General features: G+C 68.4%; 8 protein-coding genes. 7 read left to right on the top strand and 1 reads right to left on the bottom strand.

Annotation, left to right across the window (positions count from 1 at the left end; translation table 11 throughout):
- Positions 1-532: 532 nt before the first annotated feature.
- The 4 genes from IEY88_RS16970 to IEY88_RS16955 all read left to right on the top strand — a co-directional run bounded on the left by IEY88_RS16970 (position 533) and on the right by IEY88_RS16955 (position 4,530).
- On the top strand, positions 533-1,393 hold the full coding sequence (locus IEY88_RS16970; protein WP_189155719.1) for a hypothetical protein: 861 nt from the start codon (positions 533-535) through the stop codon (positions 1,391-1,393).
- 360 nt (positions 1,394-1,753) lie between these two features.
- Positions 1,754-2,407, top strand: a complete 654-nt coding sequence (locus IEY88_RS16965) for a TetR/AcrR family transcriptional regulator (protein WP_189155718.1) — start codon at positions 1,754-1,756, stop codon at positions 2,405-2,407.
- A complete protein-coding gene (locus IEY88_RS16960) occupies positions 2,407-4,023 on the top strand; it encodes a lipase family protein (RefSeq protein ID WP_189155717.1) in 1,617 nt (538 codons plus the stop codon). Before IEY88_RS16965 ends, IEY88_RS16960 begins: the two co-directional genes overlap by 1 nt.
- A 78-nt stretch (positions 4,024-4,101) precedes the next feature.
- Positions 4,102-4,530, top strand: coding sequence for an alpha-hydroxy-acid oxidizing protein (locus IEY88_RS16955; protein ID WP_373294123.1), 429 nt, complete (start codon positions 4,102-4,104; stop codon positions 4,528-4,530).
- 407 nt (positions 4,531-4,937) lie between these two features.
- Here the strand turns inward: IEY88_RS16955 and IEY88_RS16950 are convergent, their stop codons facing one another.
- Positions 4,938-7,757, bottom strand: a complete 2,820-nt coding sequence (locus IEY88_RS16950) for a glycoside hydrolase family 2 protein (RefSeq protein WP_229693461.1) — start codon at positions 7,755-7,757, stop codon at positions 4,938-4,940.
- A 488-nt stretch (positions 7,758-8,245) separates the two neighbouring features.
- Here IEY88_RS16950 and IEY88_RS16945 point away from each other — a divergent pair, with 488 nt between their 5' ends.
- The 3 genes from IEY88_RS16945 to IEY88_RS16935 all read left to right on the top strand — a co-directional run bounded on the left by IEY88_RS16945 (position 8,246) and on the right by IEY88_RS16935 (position 12,244).
- Positions 8,246-9,814 (top strand): ricin-type beta-trefoil lectin domain protein, encoded by a 1,569-nt coding sequence (locus IEY88_RS16945; RefSeq protein ID WP_189155716.1) that lies wholly within the window; start codon positions 8,246-8,248, stop codon positions 9,812-9,814.
- 329 nt (positions 9,815-10,143) lie between these two features.
- Positions 10,144-11,544 (top strand): glycosyl hydrolase, encoded by a 1,401-nt coding sequence (locus IEY88_RS16940; protein WP_229693460.1) that lies wholly within the window; start codon positions 10,144-10,146, stop codon positions 11,542-11,544.
- A gap of 73 nt (positions 11,545-11,617) precedes the next feature.
- On the top strand, positions 11,618-12,244 hold the full coding sequence (locus tag IEY88_RS16935; protein ID WP_189155715.1) for a lysozyme family protein: 627 nt from the start codon (positions 11,618-11,620) through the stop codon (positions 12,242-12,244).
- Positions 12,245-12,291: the final 47 nt, after the last annotated feature.

Raw genomic sequence — 12,291 nt, 5'->3', positions numbered from 1 at the left:
GATGCCGCGTCCGCACTCGGCAGAACAGTCCGGACGGCGATTCGACGTCGATCGACTTCGAATTCGACGGAGTGCGGCGATACGACGCCGGAGACAGGATCGTCGTCTGGGCGGGTGAGCCTCCGCTCGGTTCGACGGTCGGCGCGATCGCCCGCGCGACGGCCAGCCGAAGCCGAAGCCCGAGGTCGAACAGAGCGCGCACGTCAGCACTGATCGGAGCGCCGATCCAGTCGTCCCGGCGAGGGCCGGCAGCGAGAAATCAGCCAGCTGGCTGATGTGGTGGACGCGTGCCGCGTGGTCTCCCGCTCGACCAGATCGCAGAACCGGGCGAAGTGGCCGATGTGGACGAAGGTCGAGCTGCATAGCGTTCTCCCCGTCACAACTTCCAGCCGTTCATCCACTGCTCGAACCCGAATGGCTGGGGCCCTCACCCGCTTCGTCGCTCCCGATCGAAGCCGAGGCCCGCAGGTTCGCACTCCATCCAATGCAGGCGCGCCGGCTGGCGCGCAGCCCTGTCTCAGGAGGATCAGTCGTGCACGTCATCGACACTCCCGCTTCGCCGCATCGTGATCGGCTACGTCCGGCCATGGTCGCCGCTCGCCGTTCCGCCGTCGTGCTCGTCGCCACGTCGGCAGTGTTCGCCGGACTGGTTCAGGGCACCGCTCAGGCGGCGCCACCGCACTCGGTGGCCGTGAAGCAGGACGAGTTCGTGCTCGCTGTCAACGGGAAGGGATGCCGGGTCGGCCACACCTACCGCGTCAACGCGAGCAGCGTCCGCGAAGCCGAGAACCTGGCCAAGGCGTACGGCCGGCAGAACGGCACGGAAGTCGGCAACGTGCGCATGCAGACGCACGTGTCGCAATCGAACGACACGGTCACTGTGACGGCGTACAGCGACCTTCGAGGGGTCGCGGCCCAGAACTGCATCGCCCAGAAGGTGGAGCCGCACAAGGGCCGCAACCTGGCTTCGGTCCCGCGGTGGGCGCAGCAGGTACTCGCCACGCTCGCCGGCCTCGCCGTCGCACTCGTGGTCGCCACCTTCGCGACGGCTGCCGTCGCGGCGGTCACCGGGGGTACGGATTCTGTCGTCGCGGCGATCGTGGGCGGATGTCTTGGTGGTGTGGCGGGCACCTACGTGACGCAGAGGATCACGCCGGACAAGCCGAAGACCGACCTGGCGATCAGCGATGTGCTCACTGCGTGTGTCGTCTCGGGAGCCTCGGCCGGACAGCTCGGTCCGGGCATCCGGCGTGCGGAAACCTGGGTTGTCGAGAACGCCACGATCACCGTGATGCGCCAGGCCATTGGCAGCTGGGCGGCTTTCCAGGCTGCTGCGGCTGCTCAAAGCTCCAGGAACGCACTCGCGCGCACGCGCGGCAGGCTGGGAGTCTGATTCGCTGACTCCACCTCACGTCAGCATCGTGGAGATGGATGACGGCCCTCCCCGGCGGTGTCGACCATCAGGTCTCCAGCTCCTACACCCTTGACTGTCTCCAGGGCTCAGACCACCGGCCCTCGAAGGTGATCAACGCGGCGAGCGCCCGGCAGCAGAAACCGCCGGGCGCTCGTTGTCGTCAGACCAGCTGGGGCCTGTGTTCCAAGCTCGTCTCGGGCGCACCGGATGGCCGAATGTAGAGACAGCCGGGGGCAAGAAGAGCTCGAACCGTTGACACCGCAGTCCTGTGCGCCCATTTTGGATACATGCGTATCCAGATGTGTCCCGTGCCACAACTTCCAGAGATCCGGTGGCGCGGTGAGCACTGACGAGCCCGCTCGCCGCTACGGCGGGGTGAGTGGGGAGGAACGCCGTCGGCGCCGCCATACCAAGCTGGTCGAGGCAGCGATCGGGCTGCTCTCCACAGGCGGCCCGGCCGCGGTCACGCTGCGCGCGGTCTGCGAGCGGTCCGGGCTGCACCAGCGCTACTTCTACGAGAGCTTCCTGGACCGGGACGCGCTGCTCGCCGAGCTGTTCGACGTCGCGCGGCACCGATTGGCCGCCGCCATGCTCGCCGCCCGCACCGGGTTGCCCGCCAAGTCGCTCCCGCTTGCGCACGTGAAGGCTGCCGTCGCGGCGCTGGTCGACTTCGTGGCCGGCGACGAGCCGCTCGGCCAGCTCCTGCTGGGCGAGACCGACGTCGTCGGCCCGGCGACGCGGTGGCGTGGACGGCTTCTCGTGGCCGCCGCCGAGTTCACCGCCAACGAGGTCGCCCGCGCGCTCGGCCCGAAATCAGCGCCGGTCGAGGAGCTGCGCGCCACGATGCTCATGCTCTCCGGCGGCGCGCTCGACCTCATTGCCGCGTGGCGCGCGGGTGACATCGACCTGCGCCATGACGCCCTCGTCGACCACATCAGCACTGTCGTGATCAAGGCCCTGCTCACAGCACCACCCGACCATCGGAGTGAGTGATGTCGATCCCCCTGCCCGGCCGTCCGCGATGCCTCGCGGCACTGGCCCTGATCACGGGTCTGCTCCTCACGGCCCACACCGGCACGGCGCGAGCCGAGCCGGACGCCCCGGCCACGTCCGCCCCGGCGCCGGCCGATTCGTTCTTCACCCCACCGTCCCCGCTGCCGGCGGGCAAGCCCGGCGACGTGATCAGGTCAAGGCCGGTCGCGTTCCACCCGTTGCCGCTGGTGCCCTCCAGCGCCAAGGCGTGGCAGGTGCTCTACCTGAGCACGTCGGCGACCGGCGAGCGCATCTCCGTCTCCGGCACGATCCTGGTGCCGCTGGCGAGGTACGCCGGGCCCCGGCCGATCGTCGCCTACGCGATCGGCACCCACGGCATGGGTGACCAGTGCGCGCCCAGCCGCGGCTTGACGATCGGCACCGACTACGAGGGCTTCGCGGTGGCCGCGGCGCTCCAGCGCGGCTGGGCGGTCGCGGTGACCGACTACGAGGGCCTCGGTACGCCGGGCGACCACACCTACCTGGTGGGCCACTCCGCCGCGCACGCGGTGCTCGACTCGGTGCGCGCGGCCCAGCGCCTGGCGCCCGCGAAGCTCCCGGCCGCCGGGCCGGTGGGCATCCAGGGCTACTCCCAAGGCGGCGCCTCCGCCGCGTGGGCGGCCCAGCTCAAGGACGACTACGCCCCAGAACTCGACGTGCGCGGGGTCGCGGCCGGCGGTGTCCCGGCGGACATGGCCGGCATCGCCGCGGGGGCCGACGGCGGTCCGTTCACCGGGATGCTGCTGATGGCGTCCGTCGGGTTCGACACCGCCTACTCGGAGCTGGACCTGAACCGGTACCTGAACGCCCAAGGGCGCGCGATGGTCAACAGCATCCGGTACGAGTGCCTGTTGCCGCCGGGTCCGGCGTTCCTGGCCGCGGCGTTCCACCGCCTGTCGGAGTACACCACCGCCAACCCGCTGAACAACCCGCTCTGGCGGGCGCGGCTGATGGAGAACAGCCTCGGCGGCACGTCTCCGGATGTGCCCGTGCTGCTCACGCACGCCGGAGCCGACGAGGTGGTGCCGCTCGGGCAGGCCAAGGCGCTCTACGACACCTACTGCGCGGCGGGCGCGAACGTGAGCTGGCGGACGCTGAACCCGGCCGAGCACGCCATCGGGCTGATCATCGGCGTCCCGCCCGTCCAGGACTGGCTGGAGCGTGTGCTGGAAGGGCGGCCAGCAGCGAGCGACTGCCGATCTGCAGCAGGCGCCGGGGAACAGCCCGGTGGTGATGAGTTCGTCCGCGCCGAGATGGAACATCGCGTCCCGGTAGCTGTTGCAGCACTGGCCCTGGCGGGCGGCACCTACCCGGCGGGCTTGCACAGCGGGCCTTCGACGATCTGGCCGTTGCCGAGCGTCACCCGCACCACGTTGCTCGCCACGGGCGCCGCGTCGGGGTGGCCGGGCCTGCCGCACATCTCGCCGCGGTCGATCTTCACCGCGAACGTGCCGTCGTGCAGCCGCGCGGGCGTCATGCTGCCGTCCTGCCACACCACCGACACCGCGACGACGTCCTCGGTGGTGATCCCGAACTGGATGCTCGTGCCGTCGAGGAAATTCCAGGCGTCGACGTAGTCGAACGGCCGCGCGGCGGTGAGCGTGGCGTAGCTGTGCCTGCCGCGACCTTCCATCTCGGCGACGCCGGCGCCGGTGATGCCGCCGGTCGAGCTGCCGGCGACCAGGCACAGCGCCGCGGCCCTGTCGTTGCGGATGACCAGGAACTCCGGCCAGGGGGCGCCGTTGCCGGAGCCGGTGCCCGCGTCGATCCTGACGCCCGGAGTCCAACTCCCCGGATCGGGCACCGCCCTTGACTGCCTTCCCGGCGTGATCGACGCGGCAGACGGACTTCCGGTCCTGTTCGACTCCGGTGTCCGCACCGGCGCCGACGTCGTCAAGGCCCTCGCCCTGGGCGGCACCGACGGCATCGTGCACGTCCTGCGATCCATCCTTGCCGAGGCCGACTTGATCATGGCGGTCGACGGCTACCTCACACTCGCCGACCTCACCCGCGACAGCCTCCACGCACTTGCTGCGGCGGTTACAACTGGTCGCGGGGTGCTACCCGAACCGTCGACCTGGTGACTGATCTTGGACGCGGACAACGACGTAGGAGTTGGACGCCTCAAGCGCCCACGACAACTCCGTCGCCGAGATACTCGAACGCAGCTGCCGCGCGGCGAGCACGGGTGTGCATGGCGGCTCATCAGACCGCGGTCGGACTGGCCCGCACTGGTTGGATGGCCGCATGCCGTTGACACCATCGGACTTCGACCGGCTGCGCCGTTGCTGGTCTCGATCTCTCCGTTGACCTCGATGACCGGCACATCGTCGCGTGTGCGGAGTTCAGTGGTGCTGAGCGCTGTGTCGTTGCGGTTCGGAGCATCCATGGCGTGCTCTTCCCTGTCGCGCACTGCGTTCACGGCTACCACGGCCTTATGTCCACAAGGGATTGACGTGGTGGCCTCGGTCGGCTGGCCGGTGTGCCGGCGTCAGGCGGTGAAACGGAAGTGGACCGCGCGGTTGTACTGGCCGGAGGCCGCGGACTTCTGCCCTTCCGGGCCGAGGCTGTCGGCGGTGTGGAACTTGTTGCCGATGGCCGGAATGGCGTCGAGCAGGGAGATCCCTCCGCCGGGGAACGGCGCGGTGGCGCTCATCGGGCTGGCTCCGACGTCAGGGGTGAACAGCCGGAGGAACAGGTTGTCCTGTTCGGACACGAGGGTGATGGTGCCTTCAGTGGTGCGCAGCGCGGCCCAGTAGGTGTTGGCGTGGTAGCCCTTGAACTCCGGGTACTGCCAGGCGCTCGCTCCGGTCGCGGTCCGGTTGTAGTCCTTGCTCCACACGCCGTGGTGCACGCCGCGCATCCGGTTCTTCCACACCCGGTAAGGCCCGTCACCCAGCCAGGTCATGCCCAGTACCCGGTTCTCGGGGTAGTCGAGGTTCACGCCGAGGAAGTCGTGCGGCCCTGTGCGGGTGTAGCGGTAATCCAGGCGCAGCCACCCGTTGGAGTCCAGCCGCCACCGCACCTGGTTCAGATCGCCGCTGTAGGTGGCCTGCACGACGTGGCCGGTGCCGTCGCGGAAGTGCGAGATGCCGGTCAGCGCCGCCGAGCCCACCGCCATGGCCGGGCCGTTGGTGAGCGACACGGTGGTCCCGTCGCGGTTGACGCGGGACAGCCTGCCGGACGACTTGGAGATCGTGATCACCGTGCCGTTCGCGGTCATGGTCACGCTGGTGCTGTCCTCCGTGACGGACGTGGTGCCCGGCGCCGGGACCACGATGCGCCGCGCGAGGTCGACCGCCTTCTTGATCCGCCAGCTCCAGGTGCCGATCGTGCGGCCGGCGGGATCCAGGACGTCGATCCGCAGCGCGTCGGCGTCCGCCCACGTGCCGGGTAGGCCGAGAGCGACCGAGCCGGTGGCTCCCGGCGCGGTGTTCGGACCGGCGACCGCGCCCTGCGCGATCACGGTCGGCGTGGTGCCCGGCGTGCCCGGTGCGGGCTGCCTGAGCAGCTGCCATCTGAACCGGCAGCCCTGCAGGTTGGTGTGGTCGTAGCGGTTGACGACGTTGACCCGGCCGTCGAAGCCCGCGGGGAACGTCGTGGTGTAGTAGCTGGGGTTGGTGAGCTGGACCGGGGACCAGATGTCGCGGATGGTGTGGAAGGAGGCTTCCTTCTCGCGAAACGGGCCGAGGATGCCGTCCGGGCCGGAGTTTCCGGTGGTGTCGATGGCGCCGCCCAGGTCGTCGCGGCGGAGCCCTTCGTCCACGAAAGCCCAGATGAAGCCGCCCGCCCGGCGCGTGCCCGCACCCAGCAGCGCCCAGTAGTCGTTCAGGCCAGCTCCCGCCCCGCCGTCGTACAGCGCGTGCAGGAACTCGGTCGGCAGGTGGATCGCCGAACCGTTGAGGATGGTCCGGGTGCTGTCGTAGGTCTCGTAGTGGTCGGTGTTGAGACCGCCGAACGTCGCCCACGGGTGGATCACCGGGCGTCGCTGCGGGTCGTAGCGGGCGTAGTCGTCGTCTAGGGCGGTGTTCCAGCCACCCTCGTTTCCGTTGGCCCACATGAGGATCGACGGGTGGTTGACGTCCCGCGTCACCATCGAGGCGACCAGCGGCGCGCCCACGTTCTCGTCGTAGCGCTTCTGCCACCCGGCCAACTCGTCGATCACGTACAGGCCCAGCTCGTCACACAGGTCCAGGAAGAACGTGTCCGGTGGGTAGTGCGACATCCGCACGGCGTTGTTGTTCATCTCCTTCATCAGGAGGATGTCCATCCGGGCCATGCGCGGGCTGGACGCGCGTCCCAGGGTCGGCCAGAACGTGTGCCGGTTGGTGCCCTTGAGGATCACCTTCGAGCCGTTGACGTACACGCCGTCACCGGCACGCACCTCGATCGTGCGGAAGCCGAACCGCTCGGTCGTCCCGTGCAGGGGCGTGCCGCCGCTGTTGGTGAGCTGCACGTCGACCAGATACAGGTTCGGCGTCTCCGCGGTCCACGTCTGAGGCGAGGGCACCGAAGTGGTCAGCGTCGCCGCCGTCGCCCCCGGCGAGACCGCCACCGAGAACGGACCACCGACCGCGGTGCCGTCGAGCCGCCGGAGCTGACCGGCCACACGCCCCGCCGCGCTGACCCCCGCCAGGTGCACGTCCATCCGGAACGCGCCGGTGTGCCTGGCGTCGATCGCGACCCTGTCGATCCGCGAGGCGGGGAACGCCTGGAGCGACACCGGCCGGTAGATGCCGCTGAAGTTCCAGTAGTCGCCCCGGCGCTCGGCGTCGTTGACCGAGTTGTTCGCAGAGTCCCGGCTGACCGTCACCTCGAGCAGGTTCTCCTGTCCCGGCCGCACCAACGGCGTCACGTCGTAGCGGAACCGGTAGAACCCGCCCTGGTGGATCGGGCCGGCCAGGGTGCCGTTGATCCGCACCTCGGTGTCCGTCATCGAACCCTCGAACACCACGAAGACCCGTCGGCCCGACCAGGTGTAGGGCGGGGTGAAACGACGCCGGTAGAGGCCCTTCTCGTTGGGCCGCAGGTTCCAGCCCCACTGGTAGGTGCCGAAACCGTGGCACTCCCAGTTCGACGGCGTCGGGATCGTGCGCCACACACCGGCGTTGCGCCCTTCGGTCACCTGGAAGTCCCAGGGGACGGTGTTGTCCGCGTCGGAACCGGTCAGCAACAGGGTCTCGGTGGCGGGGCCTGCGGGTGCGGCGCCGGCTGCGGGGACACCCAGGGCACTCGCACCCAACGCGGACAAGCCCGCCACTCCGATTCCGGTCGCACCCAACTCCAGGAAGTTGCGACGGCTGATCTCCACGAAAGCCTCCAGGGTGCGCGTGTCGTCGTCGACACGGTGGAGTGGAGCCGGAAACGGGCGACGAGCAACCGAATCCGGCGTCGTGCGCGGCGATGACCGGTGATACAGCGACTCTCGGCTGCCCGGCGTGCTACTTGCGCAACGTAGCGCAGCACTTCCGGTCCGAACAAGGGGTTAGTACCATCGTGAAATCAACTATGGTCTCACTGCCGATTGGTGCGACACCCTCGCCCATCAGGCAACGATCGAACACAGTTGTGTTCGATTCGATTCACGCCGATCGACGCGCCTCTTCCGGCAGACCGTTCACTGCCCACTTGATTCCGCTCGGATCGCATGAGCCATATGGCTCGTTGACACCCCGATGTCTTTGTGTCAAATTCAAACAACATTCAACGCGATGCGACATCATCGTGACGCTGCGCTTACCCCCTCCGAGCCCCTCGGACCGCTGCCTGAGCACCGTCGGAGCCGACAAGGAGACCCACGTGAAGAAACTGCTGCGCGCCGCGTTGGCGGCGGTGCTCGCCGCCGCTGTCGTGCCGGTCGCGCTGGCGCCGGCCAGTCCGGCGCAGGCGTTGGAGAACGGTCTCGGTCGTACCCCGCAGCTGGGGTGGAACAACTGGAACAGCTTCGGCTGCAACGTCAACGAGAGCTTGGTCCGCCAGACCGCCGACGTGATGGTCTCCAGCGGCATGGCGGCAGCCGGGTACAGGTACGTGAACATCGACGACTGCTGGTCGGAGATGTCGCGTGACGGCAGCGGCAACCTGGTGGCCTCGCGGACCAAGTTCCCGAGCGGCATGAAGGCGTTGGCGGACTACGTGCACCGCAAGGGCCTCAAGCTGGGCATCTACTCCTCGGCCGGCCTGACGACCTGCGCCGGGTACCCGGCCAGTCTGGGCAACGAGCAGCGTGACGCGAACCTGTGGGCGTCCTGGGGCATCGACTACCTCAAGTACGACAACTGCGGTGACCACCAGGGCCGCACCGCCGAAGCCCGCTACACCGCGATGCGCGACGCCCTCGCCAGGACCGGCAGGCAGATCTTCTTCGCCATCTGCAACTGGGGCAACGACAACGTCATCCAGTGGGGAGCCGCCACGGGCCACTCCTGGCGCACCACGGGGGACATCGAAGGCAACTGGAGCTCGGTCATGGGCATCCTGGACGCCCAGCCCCGGTACGCCGGAGCCTCACACCCCGGCGCCTGGAACGACCCCGACATGCTGGAAGTCGGCAACGGCCTGACCGACACCGAAGCCCGCGCGCACTTCAGCCTCTGGGCCCTGCTCAACGCGCCATTGCTCGCCGGCAACGACCTGCGCACCATGAGCGAGGCGACCAGGACGATCCTGACCAACACCGAGGTCATCGGGGTCAACCAGGACTGGGGCGGCCGCCAAGGCAACCGGATCGTGGACAACGGCAACACCGAAGTCTGGACGAAGCCCATGGCCAACGGCTCTGTCGCCGTTGTCCTGCTCAACCGCGGCAGCAGCACCGCCACCGTCTCCAGCACGGCGTCGCAGATCGGCCTCGGCCCCGCGAGCAGCTACTCGGTGCGCGACCTGTGGGCTCACACCACGGGCACCAGCGGCGGCACGATCAGCGCCTCCGTCCCTGCCCACGGCGCAGCCATGTACATCGTGAGCGGCGGTGGCAAACCCGCGACGAGTTTCTCCCTGCGCGGCAACGGATCGAACAGGTGCCTCGACATCACCGGCGCCGCGCAGGCCAACGGCGCACTCGCCGAAATCTGGGACTGCAACGGGCAGCCCAACCAGCGGTTCACCGCCACCACCGCCGGCGAGCTGCGCGTGTACGACAACGCCAAGTGCCTGGACGTCGTCGGTGGCGGCACCGCCAACGGCACCGCGGTGGCCATCTGGGACTGCAACGGAGGCGCACACCAGCGGTTCGTCGTCAACACCGACGGCACCGTCCTGGCCGGCGGGTCCGCCAAGTGCCTCGATGCCGCCGGCATCGCGAACGGCACCAGAACCGTGATCTGGGACTGCAACGGGGGCATCAACCAGCGTTGGACCAAGACCTGACTCCGCTGGCCCGCCCGCCTCGAAGCGCACTCGCCCGCAGTTAGTTTCAACTTGAGCCGAACCCCTTGTTCTGAACCGGCTTGCTGCGTTACGTTCCGGAGGAACGCTCTCCAGTATTGGTCCGGCGCACCCGCTTACGGCTGTCTCGCAAGGACTTTGCCGGTCGAGGACCCGGAAGGCAGGGGCGTGGCTCGTCAGCCGCGTCAGCCCTTCGTCGTGACCGGATCCGCATCCGGTGCCGCCAGCCGTCACTGCGCGGCACCTCCGCCGTCGCTTGCCGACTGCCGGTGTCCGGTGGCGTCCGGTCACCTTGGATCAAAGGAGATCCAATGCACCCCAAGGGAAAACTCGGGCGGACGCTGCTGGCGATCGCCCTGACGGTACCCGGCCTGGCCGTGGTGAGCGCCATGCCGGCAGTCGCGGCACCGGCTTCGCTGACCAGCGTGGCGTCCAACAGGTGCCTGGACGTGGTGGGCAACAGCAACACCCCCGGATCGGCGGTGGCGATCTGGGACTGCAACGGTCAGGCCAACCAGTCATGGGACTTCACCGCGTCCGGTGACCTGCGCACTTTCGGCGGCACCCGTTGCCTGGACGTGGAGAACGGCTCCACCACCGCGGGCGCGCGGGCGCTGATCCGGGAGAGCACCGGACAGCCCAACCAGAGATTCCGGCTCAACGCCAACGGTTCCGTGACCGCGGTCCAATCCGGTCTCTGCCTGGACGTGGTCGGGGCCGCGACGGCCAACGGCACCCTGGTGAACACCTGGAACTGCAACGGGCAGACCAACCAGCAGTGGCGCGCCGACACCGGTCCCGACCCGACGTGTTCGGTCAACCCGGTCAACCCCGGCTCCAACGCCGCTGTGCGCAAGGTCCTGTGCTACCTGCACTCGCAGTACGGCAACCACATCCTCGCGGGCCAGGAAGAGTCCACTTGGAACGGTGGACCCGAGTACGAGATGAGCTACGTCCAGCGCAACACCGGCAAACTTCCGGCGCTGCGGGGCATGGACCAGGCCACCACCGACTACGTCGGCCGCGCCATCGCTTGGTGGAACTCCGGCGGCATCCCCGAGGTGGCGTACCACATGGGCGCGCCGACGAAGCCCGACACCTACGAGGGCAGCCAGATGGCCGTGTCCATCAACGCCGTGCTGACCTCCGGCACGGCCGAGAACACCTCCTTCCGCCAGCGCATGGACGCCGCCGCCGCGAATCTCCAGCGGTTGGAGGACATCGGCGCCGCGGTGATCTGGCGTCCGTTCCACGAGGCCGGTGGCACCTGGTTCTGGTGGAGCAAGGAAGGCGGCGGCCAGTACGTGCGGCTCTGGCGCTACATGTACGACTACATGACCCGGCCCAAGGGCCTGAACAACCTGATCTGGATGTTCGGCACGAACGGCAGCCCGAACGGATCCTTCTACCCCGGCCGGTCCTATGTGGACATCGGCGGCGCCGACACCTACGCCGGGAGCGGCAACTACGACCCGCAGAACGCGATGTACAACGCCGCGCGCAACGCCGTCGGTTCCCAAGTACCGGTGGCGTTGCACGAGAACGGACCGATCCCGGACCCGGACCGCCTGCAGTCCACCAACACCCGGTGGCTGTGGTTCATGACCTGGAACTCGCAGTACCTGACCCAGCACAATTCGGTCGCCCACCTGCAGAAGGTGTACGCCAGCAGCTACGTCATCACCCGCGACGAGTTGCCCAGCTTCCGGTAGACGACACGGTCACAACTCCCCTGTCGTCACCGCCCTGCTTTTGACGAGTGGACTCACGAAGGAGTGAGAGCACATGCGGAGACTTCCCGCGATCATGGTCACCTTGGGACTGACGCTTGCCGGAGCGGCACTGTCCGCCGTCCCGTCCAGTGCGCAGAAGACATCTGACAGTGCAGCCGACGGCATCGTCATAGCCGCTTGCCCATCGGGCATGCGCTGCGGCTCGTACAGCATCAGCGGCTTGGGCAGCCGCAAGCAACAGGTCCGCAACGCGGGTGGCAACGTGCTCGACCTGGCGGTGGCCATGCTGGAGACCGACCGCATGAACACCAACTACCCCTACGGCGACAACAAGCGGGATGACGCCGCGAACTTCGGCATCTTCAAGCAGAACTGGTACATGCTGCGCAGCAAGTGCGACCGGTTCCGCGGCCAGACCACCAGCCAGTGGAACAACGGCGCCGCGCTCAACAGCAACCTCACCGCCGACATCTCCTGCCTGCACCAGAGCCAGAACGCCTACGGCATGACGGTCTGGTTCGGCGGCCACCGCAACGGTCAGACCGGCATCAACAACCCCAACACGGGCGACATCAACGGCTACAAGACCGCCATCTACTGGATCAGGGACCAGCTCAACAGCAACTCGGCCAACCTGAGCAACGACACCCGCTTCTGGGTCGACGTCAGGCCCATCTGATCGACGTCGACGCGGACCGGGCGTCCGGTCGGGCCGGGCAGCGGGGC

This window comes from Lentzea pudingi (assembly GCF_014646255.1).
GTDB classification, from domain to species: domain Bacteria; phylum Actinomycetota; class Actinomycetes; order Mycobacteriales; family Pseudonocardiaceae; genus Lentzea; species Lentzea pudingi.
This window is presented reverse-complemented; position numbering and strand designations above follow the sequence as displayed.